General features: G+C 49.7%; 21 protein-coding genes. 17 read left to right on the top strand and 4 right to left on the bottom strand.

Features of this window, described 5'->3' with window-relative positions:
- Nucleotides 1-258 precede the first annotated feature (258 nt).
- The gene (locus tag P771_RS0105895) at nucleotides 259-1,788 is read right to left on the bottom strand and encodes a bifunctional GNAT family N-acetyltransferase/carbon-nitrogen hydrolase family protein (protein WP_028574412.1); all 1,530 of its coding nucleotides are present in this window, start codon (nucleotides 1,786-1,788) and stop codon (nucleotides 259-261) included.
- 325 nt (nucleotides 1,789-2,113) lie between these two features.
- Here P771_RS0105895 and P771_RS0105905 point away from each other — a divergent pair, with 325 nt between their 5' ends.
- The 6 genes from P771_RS0105905 to P771_RS0105930 all read left to right on the top strand — a co-directional run bounded on the left by P771_RS0105905 (nucleotide 2,114) and on the right by P771_RS0105930 (nucleotide 6,048).
- Nucleotides 2,114-2,434 carry a P-II family nitrogen regulator gene (locus P771_RS0105905; RefSeq protein ID WP_035243986.1) on the top strand — a complete coding sequence of 107 codons (321 nt, stop codon included), beginning with the start codon at nucleotides 2,114-2,116 and terminating at the stop codon, nucleotides 2,432-2,434.
- A gap of 112 nt (nucleotides 2,435-2,546) precedes the next feature.
- Nucleotides 2,547-3,899 (top strand): hemolysin family protein, encoded by a 1,353-nt coding sequence (locus P771_RS0105910; protein WP_051617149.1) that lies wholly within the window; start codon nucleotides 2,547-2,549, stop codon nucleotides 3,897-3,899.
- The gene (gene corA / locus P771_RS0105915) at nucleotides 3,896-4,942 is read left to right on the top strand and encodes a magnesium/cobalt transporter CorA (protein WP_028574416.1); all 1,047 of its coding nucleotides are present in this window, start codon (nucleotides 3,896-3,898) and stop codon (nucleotides 4,940-4,942) included. The genes P771_RS0105910 and corA overlap by 4 nt, the downstream gene beginning before the upstream one ends.
- A 99-nt stretch (nucleotides 4,943-5,041) precedes the next feature.
- Nucleotides 5,042-5,332, top strand: coding sequence for a sll1863 family stress response protein (locus P771_RS0105920; RefSeq protein WP_028574417.1), 291 nt, complete (start codon nucleotides 5,042-5,044; stop codon nucleotides 5,330-5,332).
- 27 nt (nucleotides 5,333-5,359) lie between these two features.
- A complete protein-coding gene (locus tag P771_RS0105925; RefSeq protein WP_028574418.1) occupies nucleotides 5,360-5,548 on the top strand; it encodes a PLDc N-terminal domain-containing protein in 189 nt (62 codons plus the stop codon).
- Between the two features lie 185 nt (nucleotides 5,549-5,733).
- The gene (locus P771_RS0105930) at nucleotides 5,734-6,048 is read left to right on the top strand and encodes a sll1863 family stress response protein (RefSeq protein ID WP_028574419.1); all 315 of its coding nucleotides are present in this window, start codon (nucleotides 5,734-5,736) and stop codon (nucleotides 6,046-6,048) included.
- 138 nt (nucleotides 6,049-6,186) lie between these two features.
- On the opposite strand, the gene P771_RS0105935 is transcribed toward P771_RS0105930, so the two are convergent.
- Entirely contained in the window at nucleotides 6,187-7,011 is an 825-nt protein-coding gene (locus P771_RS0105935; protein ID WP_028574420.1) for a mechanosensitive ion channel family protein, read from the bottom strand.
- A gap of 200 nt (nucleotides 7,012-7,211) precedes the next feature.
- Between P771_RS0105935 and thpR the strand changes: the two genes are divergently transcribed.
- A complete protein-coding gene (thpR, locus tag P771_RS0105940; protein ID WP_051617150.1) occupies nucleotides 7,212-7,784 on the top strand; it encodes an RNA 2',3'-cyclic phosphodiesterase in 573 nt (190 codons plus the stop codon).
- Here the strand turns inward: thpR and P771_RS18235 are convergent.
- On the bottom strand, nucleotides 7,781-8,248 hold the full coding sequence (locus tag P771_RS18235; RefSeq protein ID WP_051617151.1) for a hypothetical protein: 468 nt from the start codon (nucleotides 8,246-8,248) through the stop codon (nucleotides 7,781-7,783). The genes thpR and P771_RS18235 overlap by 4 nt on opposite strands.
- Before the next feature lie 196 nt (nucleotides 8,249-8,444).
- Between P771_RS18235 and P771_RS0105950 the strand changes: the two genes are divergently transcribed.
- Nucleotides 8,445-9,059 carry an L-threonylcarbamoyladenylate synthase gene (locus P771_RS0105950; protein ID WP_028574422.1) on the top strand — a complete coding sequence of 205 codons (615 nt, stop codon included), beginning with the start codon at nucleotides 8,445-8,447 and terminating at the stop codon, nucleotides 9,057-9,059.
- Here P771_RS0105950 and P771_RS0105955 read toward each other — a convergent pair.
- Complete coding sequence (locus P771_RS0105955) at nucleotides 9,054-10,583, bottom strand: SDR family oxidoreductase (protein ID WP_208595945.1); 1,530 nt, start codon at nucleotides 10,581-10,583, stop codon at nucleotides 9,054-9,056. The two genes, P771_RS0105950 and P771_RS0105955, sit on opposite strands and share 6 nt — an antisense overlap.
- A 619-nt stretch (nucleotides 10,584-11,202) precedes the next feature.
- Here P771_RS0105955 and P771_RS0105975 point away from each other — a divergent pair.
- The 9 genes from P771_RS0105975 to P771_RS18240 all read left to right on the top strand — a co-directional run bounded on the left by P771_RS0105975 (nucleotide 11,203) and on the right by P771_RS18240 (nucleotide 19,030).
- Nucleotides 11,203-11,667: an NUDIX domain-containing protein gene (locus P771_RS0105975; RefSeq protein ID WP_028574425.1), complete on the top strand. Its 465-nt coding sequence runs from the start codon at nucleotides 11,203-11,205 to the stop codon at nucleotides 11,665-11,667.
- A 7-nt stretch (nucleotides 11,668-11,674) separates the two neighbouring features.
- The gene (locus tag P771_RS0105980; RefSeq protein ID WP_028574426.1) at nucleotides 11,675-12,595 is read left to right on the top strand and encodes an ROK family protein; all 921 of its coding nucleotides are present in this window, start codon (nucleotides 11,675-11,677) and stop codon (nucleotides 12,593-12,595) included.
- Between the two features lie 176 nt (nucleotides 12,596-12,771).
- Nucleotides 12,772-14,238, top strand: coding sequence for a glycogen synthase GlgA (glgA, locus tag P771_RS0105985; protein WP_028574427.1), 1,467 nt, complete (start codon nucleotides 12,772-12,774; stop codon nucleotides 14,236-14,238).
- Nucleotides 14,239-14,291: 53 nt separating this feature from the next.
- Nucleotides 14,292-14,492 carry a hypothetical protein gene (locus P771_RS0105990; protein WP_028574428.1) on the top strand — a complete coding sequence of 67 codons (201 nt, stop codon included), beginning with the start codon at nucleotides 14,292-14,294 and terminating at the stop codon, nucleotides 14,490-14,492.
- Between the two features lie 3 nt (nucleotides 14,493-14,495).
- Entirely contained in the window at nucleotides 14,496-15,485 is a 990-nt protein-coding gene (gene pdxA, locus P771_RS0105995) for a 4-hydroxythreonine-4-phosphate dehydrogenase PdxA (protein WP_028574429.1), read from the top strand.
- Between the two features lie 146 nt (nucleotides 15,486-15,631).
- Nucleotides 15,632-16,192 carry a helix-turn-helix domain-containing protein gene (locus P771_RS0106000; protein ID WP_028574430.1) on the top strand — a complete coding sequence of 187 codons (561 nt, stop codon included), beginning with the start codon at nucleotides 15,632-15,634 and terminating at the stop codon, nucleotides 16,190-16,192.
- A gap of 136 nt (nucleotides 16,193-16,328) precedes the next feature.
- Nucleotides 16,329-17,969: an AMP-binding protein gene (locus tag P771_RS0106005; RefSeq protein WP_150112141.1), complete on the top strand. Its 1,641-nt coding sequence runs from the start codon at nucleotides 16,329-16,331 to the stop codon at nucleotides 17,967-17,969.
- Nucleotides 17,969-18,394 carry an NUDIX hydrolase gene (locus tag P771_RS0106010; RefSeq protein ID WP_035243987.1) on the top strand — a complete coding sequence of 142 codons (426 nt, stop codon included), beginning with the start codon at nucleotides 17,969-17,971 and terminating at the stop codon, nucleotides 18,392-18,394. The genes P771_RS0106005 and P771_RS0106010 overlap by 1 nt, the downstream gene beginning before the upstream one ends.
- Before the next feature lie 138 nt (nucleotides 18,395-18,532).
- Nucleotides 18,533-19,030, top strand: coding sequence for a hypothetical protein (locus tag P771_RS18240; protein WP_150112142.1), 498 nt, complete (start codon nucleotides 18,533-18,535; stop codon nucleotides 19,028-19,030).
- Nucleotides 19,031-19,053: the final 23 nt, after the last annotated feature.

Raw genomic sequence — 19,053 nt, forward strand, 5'->3', positions numbered from 1 at the left:
CTCCTGTAGCCAGCTAAGGAAATCAGACTTTATTTCCCTGCCCCTGATCTGGAATTCAGTCGTGAAACCTGTCCGAATCAGGGTTGGTATTCGTGGTTGCCGATTATATTGACAAGGCCTTGATGATTTACGCCCGTTTAAGGGAGCCTCCCGCTGTCTTTGACCTGAAGATCTCCAGCAGCCAGGAAGGTATTCTTGAACAGTATTTTCAGGGCAGAGCAGGTTTGAGCAAACTGGCTTTTTCCAGACAGGTTTAAGCTACTTCCCCATCCACTCCAGCTTGTACAGGTCCTTTCTCCTGCTGTGCAGATTCTGAACGCTTCCCTGTCGTCTGAGTTCCTTTAAAAGATCCAGGTCCACGTCGGTGATCAGGGTGGTTTCAGTGTTGGGGGTGGTTTCAGCAGCAATGGCGTCGTGGGGAAAGGCAAAGTCCGAAGGGGTGAAGATGGATGCCTGGGAGTACTGAATGCCCATGGTTTCAACCTTGGGGATGTTGCCCACACTCCCTGAAATGACCACGTAGCACTCATTCTCTATGGCCCTGGCCTGGGCGCATCGCCTGACCCGGAGATAAGCATTCTTGGTGTCGGTCCAGAAGGGCACTAAGATGATGTTTACTCCTTTTTCTGCCAGAAATCTGGCCAGTTCGGGGTATTCAACATCATAGCAGATCAGAATGCCGATCTTGCCAATGTCGGTATTGAACACCTTGAGGCTGTCGCCTCCGGTCAGCCCCCAGGATCTTGATTCATCAGGGGTGATGTGCAGCTTGTACTGAGAGTCCCAGGTGCCGTCCCTGCGGCACAGAAAAGACACGTTGTACAGCTTGTTGTCCCGGTATTCAGGTACTGAACCGGATATGATGTTGATATTATAGGACAGGGCCATTTCCATAAGGTTATCTCTTAAATCAGCTGTATACTCTGCCAGCCTGCGCATGGCTTCCGGGGGGGAATATTTTTCAAATTTAGCAATGAGTGGAGCATTGAACAGTTCAGGGAAAAGGACCAGGTCGGCTTCATAGTCAGAGACCGTGTCCACAAAGAACTCCACCTGCTGCAGAAAATCGTCAAAAGAGTCAAACCGGCGCATTTGCCACTGGACAGTGCCCAGCCTGACTATTGTTTTGCGGCCGCCGATGAGCCTGGTCCTGGCTTCATAATAGATGTTGTTCCACTCCAGAAGGACAGCATTGCCCTCAGACTGATGATCCACAGGATAGTAGTTTTTGAGCAGTTTTTTGATGTGAAAGTCATTGGACAGCTGAAAGGACAGAACCGGATCATAGATTTCCTTGCGCTTGACCCGCTTGATATATTCCTGGGGTGAGATTTGATCAGAGTACTTCCGATAACCGGGTATGCGGCCTCCGACAATTATCCCTTTTAAATTGAGCTTTTCGCACAATTCCTTGCGCGCATCGTAGAGTCTGCGGCCCAGGCGCATACCCTGATAGTCCGGGTCCACAAAGACCTCGATGCCGTAGAGATAGTCCCCATCCGGATCATGGTTTTTCAGAGTACCGTCGCCCACCACCTGGATGTAGGTGTGCTTGTCCCCGTATTCAGCATAGTCGATGATCAGGGTCAGGGCCACGGCAACGGTTCGGCCCTTGTCCACAATACAGATCTGGCCCTCAGGGAAGCGTTTGATCATTTGCTCAATCTGGCTCCGGTCCCAGGGGGCATCCACGTTTTTATAGACTTTGCGCATAATGTCCCGGACAATTTCATAATCATCCATGCGCATATTTCTCAAGTACAGTTTGTGTTCGGATTGCTGATTCATGTTTGTTAAGGGCTGAAGGTTCGGATAAAAAAGGTGAAGTCCACCCGTTTTGTCCAGCTAATTTTTCTTGTTTCCACTTATAAGTCAACACCCGGATATGAGCTGAGGCTGGTTGGAGCTATCCGGCATGATTATATGATTTTTTTTACCAAACCTGTCAACATCTTTTCAGGTTTACCTTTTTTCAGCCATGAGGTACAATATATTAAGATATTATCTTAATATCAATAAGTTGGACTGCTTTCCAGGCCGCAGTCCAGGACGATCCTGGAAGTTTTCGGCTGAAAGCTGATATGCACTGTCTAAAAAAAGGAGCCGCAGTATTATGCCTTCAACTGAGTATTCCCTTGTAGTAGCCATTGTTAACCAAGGTGTGAGTGAGCATGTTGTTGATATTGCCGAAGAACTTGGGGCAAGCGGAGGAACCGTTTTTTTTGGCAGAGGTTCCAGCACCCGGACCAAAATCAGCATTCTGGGCGTACCTGTGGAACCCTTGAAAGAACTGATTTACATAGTAGCCAAGCGTAATCTGGCTCCCAAAATAATCAAAAAAATCAACCAGGACTGCAGACTGGACGAGCCCAGCGGCGGACTGGCCTTTTCCATGCCATTAGACGAGGTGGCTGGGCTGGGCGATTTTTCATGAGCAGACTCGTTGCTGGTTAGGCGAGTCTGCCATTACAGCAATAACAGTAATGCTGGATTGCTATCTAAAGCCCTCCTTTTTCGGGCAATAATTTTAAAGCAGGTATAATGGGATGATGGAACACGCAAAGGACAGCAGCCTGGCACTGGAATTTCTGGTCATTATGTTCCTGGTTGCGGTTAATGGTGTCCTGGCTATGTCTGAGATAGCCCTGGTTAAGTCCAGGAAGATCCGGCTTAAGGAATTGGCCAGAAAAGGACGAAGAGGAGCAGTTTATGCTATTCATCTTATCCGCCATCCCAACCGGTTTCTGTCCACCATCCAGATCGGAATAACTCTGATGGGCATACTGAGCGGCGTCTACGGAGGTGCTGTCATTGCCCATCACCTTGGCATCATGTTGGATGATGTGCCTTATCTGGCCCCGTACTCCACCACCATCAGTTATGGACTGGTGGTGATATTCATTACTTATCTGCTGCTGGTCCTGGGTGAGCTGATTCCTAAACGGCTGGCCATGCTCAGTCCGGAACGGATTTCCTCCCGGGTGGCCAGACCCATGCTTTTGCTGTCCAAACTGGCTGGGCCGGCTGTGGCTGTACTGAGTATTTCCACCGATGGGCTGCTCAGGCTGTTTGGCATCAGCAGGCACAAGGAAGAGCCTTTGTCTGAAAACGAGGTTAAACAGATGTTCCGGCATGCAGCCCGGTCTGGTGAATTTGAGCCGTCAGAAGTGAAAATGGTTGAAAAGGTGCTTAAGCTGGACGACCAGACCGTGGGCAGTCTCATGACCAGGCCTCAGGACATAGTCTGGTTCAGCCAGGATGAGCCCTGGGCAGACATTTTGGAAAAAGTGAAACAATCCGGCCATACCTGCTATCCGGTCAGGAATAATGAATCAGACGGGATTCTAGGCATAGTCCATACCAAGGATTTGATAGGTGTAGCTGATGGTTCCGGCACAGGGTTGGAGACAATCATCAAACCTGCCGGGTACGTCAAAAGAAGCATGAACGCCCTGGAAATGATGGAACAGTTCAAGCGTTCCAGGGCGCATATGATTATTGTTGTTGACAACCAGGACCAGGTGCTGGGCCTGGTGACCATCAATGACGTCCTGCAGGCCATCACTGGACAGCTGCCTTCGCCCAAATGGCCACACGAACCTTGGATCATTCATCGAGATGATGGCTCGCTTCTGCTGGACGGTCGTCTGGGCCTGGACGAGCTCAAAGAGCTCATCAAAGTTCAGGTTCTGTCCGGGGAGGAAGATGATGGTCTGGATACTCTGGCCGGGCTGGTGTTAACCAGGATGGGCAAAGTCCCTGTCAGCGGAGACCGATTTGAGCAGGATGGATTCTTGTTTGAGGTGGTGGACATGGATGGAATGCAGGTTGATAAGGTGCTGGTGAAAGAAAAGCCTGATAATGAAACCAGCCCCAATGGCAGGCAGGACGAAACATGAGCATTCTAAGTAAAAAAACCGGTACTTCTCCAGGCTCTCTGGTTTACATTGGCCAGGGGGGTGAGCACCCTGTGGAGATGGTCCATTTTAGTTATGATCTTGACAATCTTGATCTCAAGACCTTTTCCTTCCAGGATGTACCCAGGCCGGACCAGGACCGGAAAAATCTGATTCTGGTTTTTGGAGTGCACGAAATGGAGCCCATCCGGGCTGTTGGCCAAAGATTCCAGATTCACCCTTTGATTCTTGAAGACATCGTCAATACAAAACACCGGCCCAAGCTGGACCGGAGCGAGGAGCACATTTTTCTGACCATGAAGACCTGTCTGTGGGCTGATCAGGATCAGGGAGTCCGGCTGGACCAGGTCAGTTTTATCCTGACCGGGAGTACGCTGGTCTGTTTTTTAGAAAATCGGGATGTTTTTCCGGATGAATTCCAGAAGCGCCTGGCCGAAAAGCAGGGCAGGCTGAGATCCATGGACATTGATTATACCCTTTATGCCCTGATGGACCTGTTTGTGGACAACTTTTTTCTTGCCCTGGAAAAACTGGAGGATCAGTTGGACCTGCTGGAGGAGGAAATGGTCGAGCAACCCAGGGAAGAGCATCTGCAAAAAATATTTCAGATCAGACGGACAATCTCAGCCATCAGACAGACCGTATGGCCCATGAGGGAAATCCTGAGCTCCATCCTGAGCCGGAACGAAGACTTGTTCGGCCAGAAGACCAGGGTCTTTTTCCGGGATCTGTACGACCATTGTCAGCAGATCATGGACAGCCTGGAGCTGCAGCGGGAGCTGAACACCAGCCTGCACGAGGTCTATCTGTCTCTGATCAGCCACAGGATGAATACGGTCATGAAACTTTTGACCATCATTGCCACCATTTTCATTCCACTGACCTTCATCGCCGGGATCTATGGAATGAATTTCGAGTATATGCCTGAACTGTCCTGGCCGGCTGGATATTTTATCTGCCTGGGATTCATGGCTGCCATCGGCCTGGGATTAGTCGGTTTTTTCAAGCTCAGAAGATGGTTTTAGGATTTGTTCTGTCAGATCAGAGCCGTGGCTGGCAGTACGCTGTTCAGTATCTTGGGATTCAGAGAATTAACAGAATAAACTTATCGGACGGAGGTGGTCATGAGTGAAAAAAGGGATGCTTTTGTCCAGAAAGTCAAGGCCAAGATTGATGAGTGGAATGTTGAGATCGACCGCTTAACGGCCAGGACTGAGCAGGCTGAAGCTGAGGTTAGAGATGAGTTTAATGAGGAGTTGCAGGAACTCAGGAAGATGCGAGACGATGCTAAGCATAGAATTGAGAAACTGGAGCAGGCAGGCAAGGATGCATTGGAGGATATGAAGACCGGGGCAGAGATGGCTTTTGAAGCCATGAACCAGGCTTTGCAGTCAGCCAGACAGCGGTTTAAGTAACAGGGTTTTAGAGAAAAGGAGTTCAGGATGGGAATGGAAGTTGGCGGATTGATCGGTCTGATTGTCCTGATTATCTGTGTCTGGGCTATTGTTCAAATTTTTCAAAGTAGCGCCACTACCGGGGCAAAGGTATTCTGGATCGTGCTCATCCTGATTCTCCCGGCTATAGGGGTTATTCTGTGGTTTTTTGCCGGTCCGAGACCATCCCGGCGCTGACACAAGCCTTGCCGGGCTCTAAATTTTGTGATTTTAGTGATTGTTGCGGTTTAAGTGGAGTAATATCAACCAGATTGCCAGGATATGGTTATTAAGCTGCCAGATGGTTGTCAGACAAACGTATCTTCTGGTTAGAGTTGTTAGACTTTGTTTGGGTCGAAGATTGAATATGGGGAGAAAGTATCATGGGTAGTAAAAGGGATGCTTATGTTCAGAAGATCAAGGGCAAGATAGACGAGTGGAATGCGGAATTGGACAGGCTTTCAGCCAAAGCGGATCAGGCTGAAGGAGAAGCCAGGATCAAATATCAGCGGCAAATGGAAGAACTGCAGCAAAAACAAAACGACTTGAATGACAAGCTTGAAAAATTGAAAGGTGCTGGTGATTCGGCCTGGGAAGAACTTAAAGAAGGGATTGAAAGGTCCTGGGAAACCTGGAAGCATAGCTTTGCCAAGGCCAAGTCCGAGTTCAAAAAAGGTTATAAAGAGGGGCGTGATTGATTCTTTGCAGTTTTCTCGCAGCAGGATTCTAACCCAGGCTTTTAATCAGAACTTTTTTATTTCCTGAAACAGCTCGGCAGGATCGATAAAAGAGCCTGCAGACTTCCTGAAGACAGCCTGCAGAACTCTCTTAGTTGATTATGCTGCAACAGGATGCTTAATCTGATGAAGGTGGACATCCTGCTGAGGGAATGGAATGGAAATCCCTTCCTGGTCAAAACGCTCTTTTATGATTTTATTCAGATCAAACAGGGTAGTCCAGTAATCTGCTGACTTGACCCAGGGCCGGACTGCAAAGTTGATGCTGCTGTCGGCCAGAGCCAGCACTCCGATGGTGGGGGCCGGGTCCTTGAGGATTCGCTGGTCATCATTCAGTATGGATTCAAGCACTGATTTGACTTTGCCCAGATCATCACTGTAGCTGACCCCGATGACCAGGTCGATCCTTCTGGTATCCTTGGCCGAAAAGTTGGTTATGCTTCCGCTGGTAATCTGGCTGTTGGGGATGATGATCAGCTTGTTGTCCGGTGTCTTCATCTTGGTGGTGAAGATTTCAATTTCTTCCACAGTGCCTGTGGAACCTCCGGCATCAATAAAATCTCCCACATGAAAAGGACGAAAGATTATGATCATCACTCCGGCTGCAAAATTGGCCAGGGAGCCCTGCAGGGCCAGGCCGACAGCCAGACCGGCCGCACCCAGGATGGCAATGAACGATGTGGTCTGAACTCCCAGCTGGTTCAAGGCGGCAATGATGACTACGATTAAAAGCAGGACATAGGCGATGTTGGAGGCAAAAGAGACCAGCATTTCATCGACGTTAATCCTGTGCAGGGCTTTTCTCAAAGTGTTGCGCAGGATTTTGGCTGCAATCCGGCCCACAATGAAAATTGTCAGGGCTGCAACAGCTTTTAGGCCCCACATCTGAGCAAACTCAACTACCTGATCCATGGCAATGTCCATTTGAGCCTCCTTGGCTATTTTCCTGGTTAGTGAAAAAAAGTCCTGGAAAGAACCTGGTTCCCAGTTTATTAAAGCCTACTTTTTCCAGACTGTCAGGTCAAAGCCTATTTGAAAATAACTGACCAAGAGTCATGGCTTATGCTGACGGATCAGGGTAAGCTCGGTGTCAATTCAAAGCAACAGGAGCTGCCGCGGTGAGGATGTTCATTGGTCTTGCCCTGCCGGACGTTTATCAGGAAAAGCTTGGCAGAATAAAAAAAGAATGGGAATCCAAATTTCAGTCTAAACTGACCTGGACCAAACCCGGCAACTGGCATTTGACCTTGAAATTTCTGGGAGAAGTTGAAGATTCCATTGTGCCTGAGATATGCGCATATATCAGGAGACTGGAATTTGCCGAGTTCATTCTCAGGGGGTCTGGGTCAGGCTTTTTCGGATCCAAAGCTCAGTACAGGGTGGCCTGGCTGGGTCTGGATCTGGATGTCTCCAGTCTGGTTAGCCTGGCAGAAAAGATTGACAGGGACATGGAAAAGTATGGTTTTGAGCGGGCAAAAAGGCGGTACAAAGGCCATTTGACTCTGGCCAGGATCAAGGCGTTTTATACCAATGATCCCTGGAAAGAGTTGAGAGAGTCCATTGACGGGATGCACTGGCCGGTTTTTGAGATCCAAGAAGTGGTCCTCTGGCAGAGCGTTCTGGGTCCAGCAGGTCCGCAGTACAGGGCCATGGCCAGTTCCTCCGAAAGAGGCCGGGTTGCACAGGCCCGGAACTAGGTCAGGTAGTCTCCGCGGTTGAATTTTATAACCTCGGTGGTGGCCATGACTTCAAGTTCCTGGATCATGGACTTTACTTCAGGACTCTGGTTATCAAATGATGAAGAGTTCTTCATCTCCTTGATCTGACGGGAAATGCTCTCCAGATTGGCGTATACTTCTTTCAGGCTGGAACTGGGAGAGTCCATGCCTGCGGCATAATTTTCCCATTTGTTTAGTAGGCTGTCCATCTGGTTCATAAAAGAAGATTCCCGGTTTTGCGAGGTTATTAGTGAGCTGCCCAAAAGCTGACTGGTCTGGAGTATGTCCAGCCTTGCCGGGCCGGAAGCTGTCTTGTCCTGGGTTTGCCCTCTGGAAATCTCCTGCTCCAGCATCTTCCCAAATTCGCCGGAAGGACTGGTCTTCTTCTGAACATTCCCGTTTTCCCGGGCGATCTGGCTTATTTGATCCGGATTGATTTTCATGCTTTCTCCTTAATGGAAATTTTTTCCCGTGGAAATGAACTTATTTCTCTATCAGCAACTTTCCTGCCAAAATAAGCATTGATCAGGCTGACTGGTTCGGATAATTTTCAGGGATGCATCTGGACTGCCCTTAAACCGTTCTGGCAATCCACCGTATTTATAACCCTTCATCGGCAAATCAGGTAGTTAAGTTAATATGAAGATGGACATAAATCAAGCTGTCCGGGCAGTTCTGAACAAAGGTCTAATCATCTACCCCACTGAGACCCTGTTTGCCCTGGGCGGTCTGGGCAATTCATCCGGGGTAGTGGACAGGGTCAGAAAAATTAAGGGCCGTCCGGGATATAAGCCCCTGCCTCTGGTGGCCGGGAGCGTGGATCAGTGCCTGGATGCGGTTCAGCTGGATGGACAGAGTCTGGAAATAGGGCGTATGTTCTGGCCCGGTCCATTGTCCATCCTGGCCCGGGCCAGGGATGGTATCCCGACCGGGGTAAAGGATGAACAGGGCCTGGTTTCCATAAGGGTGACCCCTCATCCGGACGCTTCCAGGCTTTGCCTCATGTCCGGATTTCCCCTTATTGCCACCAGCGCCAATTTCAGTGGAAGTCCAGCCTGTTCAGATATCAATTTTCTGGACAAGGACCTGGCAGCCCTGGTTGACGGCGTGTTCTTCTCCAGCCATCGTCCGGCAGGGGGGCATCCTTCAACTCTGATCAGGGTGGTTGGCCCTGACAGGATCAAGGTAATCAGACCTGGAAAGATTTCTATTGCCGATCTGGAAAAAAAAGGTCTGAAAGTGGACAGTTCATAACCTGCATTGTTCTTTTCCAGTCTGGGAGCGTTCAGGTCCATTGATGATCTTTGCCCCAGTGTTTTCAGCTAGTTTTCGAAGCATCCCCTTGAACAGCAAGTTGTGGACCGGAGTCAGGAGTTTCCAGTAGACCAGTCCCCACAGACCTTTGGGATAGAACCTGGCTTTCTGGACCAGGATGCAGCCCCCTTTGGGTCCAGGATAAAGGTCAAGTTCAAGAATTGCCTGTCCCGGGACCTTCATCTCCGCAAGCAGCCTCAGCTGTTCAAATTTTTTTACCCTGATGACCCGCCAGAAATCAATGGTATCTCCATAGCGCAGTTCATTTCCTGTTCTGCGGCCCTGCCGGTAGCCGCTTCCACCCATGGCCCGGTCCAGAATGCCTCTTATCTTCCATAAAAAATTGGCATAATACCATCCTTTTCTTCCGCCTATCCCTTCAATGGAAGGCCAGATTTTTTCCAGAGGTTTGTCCAGAGTTACTTCAAAAGATATTTCATAAATATCTCCTCCTGCATACGCAGTGTCGGAACAGGCAGCCCATTCAGGGACATCGACTTCTCCGGCATCGGTCCAGCAGGTTTCCACCTGCTCCTGCTCAAGCCGGTCAAGGGCCTTTTTAATGGCCTGTCTGCAGTCAAGAAGCTCCTGGGGGATGATCTTTCTGATCCGGTTTTCTTTGCAGATAACCTCATTTTTTAGTCCCTCAGCCAGTGGCCTGGCTATGGAAGCAGGCACAGGGGTGACCAGGTGGATCCAGTATGAACTGAGCTTCGGGGTCAGAAAGGGGACAGGGAGGACGAGCCTGGCCGGCAGTCCTGCTTCCTGAGAATAGATCCTGAACAGCTGAGCATAGGTCAGGATGTCTGGTCCTCCGATTTCAAAGGTCTGGTCCTGTGTCTCTGGATTTTCCAGACATCCGGCCAGATATCCCAGGACATTGGAAATGGAGATGGGCTGACATCTGGTATGGACCCATTTTGGAGTAATCATGACCGGCAGCCGCTCCACCAGGTAGCGCATGACTTCAAAGGAGGCACTGCCTGAACCGAGAATCATGGCAGCCTTCAGAAAAGTGACCGGAACCCGGCCGGACATAAGTATCTCTCCCACTTCCAGTCTGGACTGCAGGTGGTGGCTCAGGTCTTTATCCAGTTCACCAAGTCCGCCCAGGTAAATTATCTGCTCCAGTCCGACTTTTTCTGCGGCCTGGATCATATTCCGGGCAGCGGTCCTGTCCAGCGAAGCAAAGTCTCCCTTTCCGGCTGGTCCCGCTCCCATGGAATGAACAAGATAGTAGACAGCAACGCATCCATGACAGGCCTTTTCCAGGCTGTCCATATCCAGGACATTAACCTGAACCGGTTCAAAGTCTGGATGGTTTGAATAGCTTCGGCATGAAAGCTTTTCCAGGCTCCTTGCACCGGCCCGGACTCTGTAGCCTTTTTCCAGAAGAAGGGGGGTCAGCCTGCCGCCAACATATCCGCTGGCTCCAAGGATCAGGATCTTTTTTTTACTGGTCATGTCCATGCTCATTATCCTAATTTGGGTTGAATATTTTGTGTCTGGTTTGTTAATGGCAAAATTGACTGAGATTAAATTGCCGGCAGCTGGTTAGGACGACAACTGAAAATCATAGAGACGTTAGACTTGGGATTAATTTTTAGAAAATTCAGGCCTGAACATTCAAAAATTTGAACCGGCCTTGACCCGGAAACAGCCTGTCTGAAAGGATGGTTCAATAAATTGTACCAAGTGGTTCCATTGAAAACTGTGGTAAGTCAGGCGGAAAAAGACCTGACAGGCTTTGAGTCGTTTGGCCTGGTATTTGCTAGTTAAAATTTAGTTTCTTCCTCCTTTTGCAAAAGCCGGCTGCCTGTTCATCCCTGAATATGCAGCCGGCTTTTTTTGTCCGCTGGCCAGTCTTTGAGTCATGGCCGGAAAAATTAGAGTCAGGATCAATGTTTGGAGCGGGTGCAGATCATGATCAAAACACGGATATCTGTTGCTTCACTAGTTGCAAGGAGGAGAATATTCCATTAAATCCCCAGATAAGACATCTGCTGCGGGTCTGTTGCCCGGATTTTCCGATGCTTCCCTTTACTATTGTCATGAAAATTAAGCAAGAGCAAGGCTTGAGGTCATGAGCTATTATAAACCCTGTCCTTCCTGTGGTGAGCAGATCCAGTTTTATAAGAATCCTGTCCCAACGGTGGATATTGTCATCTATTCTCCCCCGGCCAGGCTGGTGCTGATTGAACGCAAGAATTTTCCGCATGGCTGGGCCCTTCCTGGCGGATTTGTGGATTATGGGGAAAGCGCTGAACTGGCGGCCATCCGGGAAGCAAAGGAAGAGACCGGTCTGGATGTGGTCTTAACCGGAATTCTGGGTGTTTATTCAGATCCGTCCAGAGACCCCAGATCGCACACCATCAGCACGGTTTTTACTGCTTATGCCCTGAATCTTGACCAGCTGCAGGGCGGTGACGATGCTTCCAGGGCGGCTCTTTTCCATTGGGATCGTCTGCCTGAGACTGCTTTTGATCATGATCAAATCCTTCTGGACTTCAAGTTAAGCCAGACTAGATTCAGACCGGGCACTAGGTGATTCAACTATGTTTATATGTCTTGACCTTGGAGGCAGTAATATCCGGGGAACCTGGTTCAGTGGTTCTGGTCAGTCCGGAATAATCCGGAAAAAAGTCAGGCCTGCTGACCTGGACGGGACTAAGGCCACTTTGAGGGAGCTTATCAGAGAAATTTCGTCTGACTGTCCGGCTGCCCCTGGAAAGATTGGTGTTGCAAGTGCCGGTCCCATGGATATAGAAAAAGGAACATACCTGACCCCCACCAATATGCCCGAGCTGAAGGGTTTTAATTTAAAGCGGTTTGTTCGGGAGTGTTTCGGGCTGGAGTCAGTTCTGGAGAACGATGCCCAGGCTGCAGCCTTGGGAGAGGCTTACAAGGGCTGTCTTGCCGGAGCAGATGATGCCATGGTCTTCACCCTGGGCACTGGTTTAGGATCAGGGGTCATCATGGATTCCAAAATATGGAGAGGTCGGCATCCTGCCGGACCTGAGCTGGGACACCTCTATCTTGGACCCGGGCGAAAAATCAAATGTGGCTGCGGCCAGACCGGGTGCGCTGAAACATGGCTTAACGCCAGGGCGCTTTTTGATCTGGCGGTGAACAACTGTCCCGGTCTGGTTAAGCTCAAAGATATTGATGCCCTTCTGGTAGACAGGGATGTCCTGGCCCTGCAAACCATGGAAAAATATGGACTAAGGCTGGGGCTTTATCTGAGTCAGGTCATATCAGTCTTTGGAATCACCAGGGTGGGCCTTAGCGGTGGCTTGAGCAGGCTGGCTCCTTTTTATGTCAAGGCAGTCCATAAGACCCTCAGACATAGACTGGGTAAAAGAAAGTGGCTGATTCCAGACAAGATCGGTATTGCTCCTGACCCGGAAATGAGTGCTCTTTGGGGGATGTGTTTTCTTCTGCAGAACAGCAGCAAACAAGAGCCGTCCGGGTTCTGATCAGACCAATAATAATGACAGTTTGTCCAGCCTGTGGAATCATTTTTACCTGTAACCTTAAAATCTTCACTTTATCCGGTCTTTGCCTTGATTTTTGGTATCTGACAGGGTTATGATCAGCATAATCCATCAGGTGGTCACGATATTTTGGGAAACATATTGCCAGTAGAGGAAGTATGGACTTCAAGCCTGATATTTGTTTTGTAGCCTCGGAAATATACCCCTTTTCCAAAACCGGGGGGCTGGCGGATGTCATGGGGGTTCTGCCCCTGACCCTGCACAATATGGGATACAAAGTCTGTGTCATCACTCCTCTGTATGGCCGGATCGCAACCAGTGAGTTCAGTCCCCATCTGGTATATGAAGACCTAAATGTGGGCTATCCCTGGCCTGAAATCAAGACGGATATATTCCGGGCCGATTTCAAGGGGATGCCGGTCTATTTTATTGACCGTGGAGAATACTTTGACCGGCGTTATTATTACTGCACTTATCGGGGCGATTATTTTGACAATTGTGAAAGGTTTATTTTTTTCTGCCGGGCTGCTCTGGCCCTGATGAAGAAAATGGCTCATGCTCCAGGCATAATCCATTCCCACGACTGGCACGCTGCCCTGCTTAATTCCTATATTTACTATCAGAAAAGATATGACCCTTTCTGGGCGGACACCTCCACGGTCTTTACTATTCATAACCTGGCCTTTCAGGGCAGGTTTTCGGTGCGTCTGTTCTGGGACTGCGGACTGCCTTACGAGGCCTGGAATATGGACGGGGTGGAGTTCTATGACAGTTTCAACCTGTTAAAGGGGGGAATCGCCCACGCTGACCTGGTCACCACTGTGAGTCCTTCTTATGCCAGGGAAATTCTGACTCCGGAATTTGGTTGCGGACTGGAGGGCATCCTGCAGAAAAGAAGCTCCCAGGTCACGGGCATACTCAACGGGGCAGATTACACGGTCTGGAATCCTGCAAAGGACAAATATCTTGAGGCCAACTATTCCTTGTCCAGACCTGAAGGAAAAATAATCTGCAAAAAAGATCTGATTCAGAACCTTTGCCTGCCTGAACGGCTCATGGACCGGCCTGTGCTTGGATTCATCGGAAGGCTGCGCAGCCAGAAAGGTATTGACCTGCTTCTTGATATAGTGCCTGAGCTGGTCCGGAAGGATGTCGGGGTAGTCATCCTGGGTGAGGGTGAAGCTGAATATGAAGCCAGGCTGGTGGATCTGGTTGAGAAGTATCCGGATAATATTTCAGGTGTTGTCGGGTACACCGAGGAAATGGCTCACAAGATCCAGGCTGGAGCTGATATATTTCTGATGCCTTCCAGGTATGAACCCTGCGGACTGACCCAGATGTACAGCCTCCGGTATGGTACCCCGCCGGTGGCTACAGCAGTTGGAGGGCTTAAAGACACCATAATTCCCTATCCGAAAAAAGATGCCAATGGTTTTGTTTTTGCTAATCCTTTGCCTGAGGAATTTCTCAAGGCCATTGAGAAGGCATTGGCGGTTTTTGAGGACAAAAAGGCCTGGGAAGGGATCAGGAAGAGGGGAATGAAAGCTGATTTTTCCTGGAAGAGATCGGCTGAAGTTTATGCCCAAGCTTATGCCAGGCTCGGATTGCGGGGCATAAGCAATTGATGCCCCTGACTTGGGGCTGTTTATTTTAACAGGGCGCAGGTGAGGAGACAGCCATGAAAATGAAGGAAATAAGGCAACTGGCCAAAAACAGAGAAATCAAAATTCCTTTTGTGGTGACCAAAATTGAAGCGGTCCGCATGATTCAGAGGTCTGAGGGTAATTTTGACTGTTTTGCCAGGGCGTGTGAAGGGTTCTGCGACCAGTCCGGATGTATTTTTTATCAGGATTGTATGGAGTTATCCCCCAAAGAGTAGCTTGTGCCTTCACTGATATACACCCTTGGCGATCCGGCAGGTCTGGGTCCAGAACTTCTTTTTCTGTCCTCCGGCCTGGAACTTTTTTCCCGGAACAATTCCCTGCTGGTGATAGGTCCGGAAAGCATCCTTGAGCATCACGCACGTTTACTTGGGCGTTCCATTTTCTGGCAGCGTACGGAGGATCCAGGCAGTATCGCCAGTAGTCCTTGCGGGATTTATCTGTATGAGCCTTCCGGGCTTGCAGGGCTGAGGTATAATCCAGGCCAGGGCAGTTCAGATACGGGTTTTGCTGCCGGGATCAGCCTGAAAGAAGCCTGTGCAATACTGAACAAAGGACTGGCCCAGGCCTTGGTGACTGGTCCTTTGAACAAGGCTTTCCTTCAAGATGCTGGTTTTGATTTCAGCGGTCATACAGAATTTCTGGCTGACTATTTTGGCCTGCAGCCGGACAAGGTCTGCATGCATCTATGTGGAAAACGCCTCCGGGTCAGTCTGGTCACCACCCATCCTCCCTTAAGAAAAGTTCCTGAACTGATTACTAAAGATAGAATTGTTCATTGTCTCAAGCTGACCTGCGAGTTCACCATGAATCTTGGCCTGACTGGGCCAGTGGCAGTGTGTGGCCTCAACCCCCACGCCGGGGAGCAGGGCAGGATCGGCAATGAAGAATCAACTCTGATCAGTCCGGCCATAGATGAGGCCCTGAAACAGGGGCTGAATGTCAACGGCCCTTTTCCGGCAGATACGGTTTTTTCCAGGGCCATGAAAGGAGAATTTTCAGCAGTCCTGGCCATGTACCATGACCAGGGTCTTGGGCCATTAAAGGTTGTGGAATTCGGAAGCTCAGTCAATATAACCCTGGGATTGCCCATTGTCAGAACATCGGTGGACCATGGCACCGGCTATGACCTGGCCGGAACAGGGAGGGCCGATCCAGGAAGCCTGGACAGGGCCTTTGAACTGGCCTTAAGGCTTGCCTCAAATTCATAGTCTGTCATGATCTCCTGATCTGTCTTTCCTGCTACAGGTCAGCTTTGCTCCTGATCCGTTTCTTGATATTTAGCCTTCTTTTTAATAAGCCTGCCTCTTTGGAAAAAAACAAAACTGGAATACCTGTAACTGAAAAGGAGTAACAGATGTCTTCACAAACTCCGGCCTATGTTGACATATCCAAGCGTTTGCAGGGCCTGCGGGAAGCCATGGAACTGACCCATGAAGACATGGCTTCCAAGCTTGGTCTTGATGTGGAAAAGGTCAGGCTTTATGAGTCCGGAACAACTGAAATTCCGGTCAGCTACCTGTTTGAAATGGCCAAGCTGTGCCATGTGGACTTGACAGTCCTGGTGTCCGGATCCGAGGCCCATTTGCATAACCATGCCCTGGTCAGAAAAGGCAAGGGCATGAGTGTGGAACGCAGAAAAGACTATGACTACAAAAGCCTGGCCTATGGATTCACTGGCCGCAGGATGGAGCCTTTTCTGGTCAGGGTTCCAGCTAAGGATGAATCCCAGCTCACATATAATGAGCATCCAGGTCAGGAATTTATCCATGTTCTTAAAGGAAAACTTGAAATTCGCCTGGAGGACAAGATCCTGGTCCTTGAACCTGGTGACAGTCTTTATTTTACTTCCAGGACCCCCCATGCCCTGCGCGGTCTGGACGGTCAGGATGCCGAGTTCATTGATGTGATTATTTAGCAGGCCAGCTGGTATGAACTGAATTTCCTGGACCTGTTCTTCTTGTTTCATACATGCTCCCGGACGGTTTAACCGGATTTCAGACAATCCAGGGAGCAAGGTTTAACCCAAGATACTTTTGATTATGAGGACCCTGATGCTTACTAAGGAAAAATACAGAAGTTATGAAGAGTTTCAAAAACAGTTCAACGTAGATATACCGGAAAATTTCAATTTTGCCTTTGATATTATTGATGCATATGCCCGCAGATCTCCTGACGCCCCGGCCATGATCCATATTAATGACCAAGGCAAACGGACTGAATACACCCTGGGCTTTTTCTCAAAAGAATCATCACGGCTGGCCAATGGATTGAAGAAAAAAGGAGTGTCCAGGGGGGACCGGGTTATGATTATCCTGTACCGCAGGGTTGAATTCTGGGTAACCATGCTGGCCCTGCATAAAATCGGGGCTGTGGCTGTCCCGTCCCCGTCTTTGCTTACTCCCAAGGACATCATCTATCGGGTCAACTTTGCCGGAATCAAGGCTGTGGTCTGTGAGGACAGTGTTTCAGATAAGGTCAATGAAGCCCGGACTGAATGTCCTGAACTGACCGTGCTGGTGGAAGCGGGGGAAGCAGATCCCGGCAGCGGGTGGCACGGATACGCTGAGCTTACCAATGGTGAATCAACCGTGTTTCCCGAGGATGAAAAACCCGGAGGGAGCGACCCTCTGCTTATTTTCTTTTCATCAGGGACAACAGGGCCACCTAAAATGGTGGAACACACCCATGACTATCCCCTTGGCCACTGGACAACAGCTGCTTACTGGCATGATCTGGAACCCGGTGATATTCATCTGACTCTGGCTGATACAGGCTGGGGCAAGGCGGTCTGGGGAAAGTTTTATGGACAATGGATGGCCAGGGCTGTTGTTTTTGTCTATGATTTCCGGGGGAAATTCACGCCGGACGCACTGCTGGATATTCTTTCCAGACATAAGGTTGCCAGTTTCTGTGCACCCCCGACGGTTTACCGGTTTCTCATCCGGGAAGACCTGCGCCGGTACGATCTTTCAAGCCTGAAGCATTGTACAACAGCTGGTGAGCTTTTGAATGATAGTGTGTTTCATGCCTGGAAGGAGGCTACTGGACTTCCTATTTACGAGGGATACGGCCAGACAGAAACCACCCTGCAGGTAGCGACTTTCCCGTTTATGAATCCTAAGCCCGGTTCCATTGGCAAACCTGCCCCTGGCTGGGAGATCCACCTTCTGGATGAAAATGATCAGCCGGTAGCAACTGGGGATGAGGGTGAGATCTGCGTTCAAATTGATCCGTCCAGGCCCACAGGGCTTTTTACCGGATATTTAAGGGAACCTGAAAAGACAGCCGGAGTCATGAAGGGTGGGTTTTATCATACCGGGGATAAGGCCTGGATGGATGAGGACGGATACCTGTGGTTCCTGGGCCGGGTGGATGATCTGATCAAAAGTTCGGGTTACCGCATTGGACCATTTGAAGTGGAAAGTGCCCTGATTACCCATCCGGCAGTTGTTGAAGCAGCAGTTACCGGGGTGCCTGACGAGGTGCGGGGGCAGGTAGTCAAGGCCACTGTTGTTCTGGCCTCTGGATATGAAGCTGGTGAAGATTTGACCAGACAGCTTCAGGAGCATGTCAAAAAGGTCACTGCTCCGTATAAGTATCCCAGGATCATTGACTACGTGTCTGAGCTTCCCAAAACCATAAGCGGTAAAATTAAACGGGCTGAAATCAGGGAGAAGGATTCAGGGAAGTGATGGGGCTGGATTCTGGAGCTGTCCATTTGCCAAGAGTGGCAGTGGGAGCTGTTGTCAGACATGATAGTGGCTTTTTGTTGGTCAGGAGGGCCAATGCTCCTTCCAGGGGCAGGTGGGCAGTCCCAGGAGGAAAGGTTCATCCCGGGGAGACACTTAAGCAGGCTGTCCAGCGGGAGGTCCTGGAAGAGACAGGGATCATTGTCCGGGCCCTTGAACCGATCTACGCCTTTGACTTTATTGAGCGGGACCAGGATGACAGGATCCTGTTCCATTATGTCATAGTTGACCTGCTGGCTGAATATGTTTCCGGCCGGATCAAACCTGGGAGTGACGCCCTGGAGGCACTCTGGGTTCCAGAGCATGAACTGGATAAATATGGCCTGAATTCTGCTACTCTTGATCTTTTTAAAAGGTTTTCCGGGTAAATGCGCTTATCTGATCTGCTGCTGTCTGCATGTTCATTACCCAGGTTATGCCTGTTTTTTCTTGCCCTGGCAGTTTTAGGCTGCTCTGCTCGATCTCCGGACGATCTTTTTACGAGGTACGGCATTGGCAGCCCTGCAGTGCAGCACGTTAGGGTCTGCGTCTCCTATGCCTGCAGGCATCATGAAGTAGCTGGATTTGAACCTTGGGAATGGGAATTAGTGGTTCAAAAGATGCATCCAGAACAGAACGATTCCCCAGAACTTGAACGGGATCGAATTTCAAAGACAGTCGGGCTGATGGAAGAAATTATTGGCCCTAAAGTTGGCACGCAGTATAATAAAGCCAGAAACAGGCCTGGACCAAAGGGAACCAGACAACTGGACTGCATTGCCGAGACAGTCAACACAACCATCTACCTGACCCTTCTGGAAGATGAGCATCTCCTGCTTTACCACCAGGTGGCTGGTCCGGCCAAAAGAGGGCCCATGAACCTGACCTTCTGGCACTATTCAGCTGTGGTCAAAGAGACAATACCTGGTAGAAGATTTGCTGTTGATCCATGGTTTAATGATAATGGCCATCCAGCTACTGTTGTCCCCCTTGATGAGTGGCTGTCCGGGTATTCCCCTGACTAGCTGTGGTTTTTTTATTGAAAGAG

Origin of the sequence: Desulfonatronovibrio hydrogenovorans DSM 9292 (assembly GCF_000686525.1) — a bacterium.
Lineage (GTDB): Bacteria > Desulfobacterota > Desulfovibrionia > Desulfovibrionales > Desulfonatronovibrionaceae > Desulfonatronovibrio > Desulfonatronovibrio hydrogenovorans.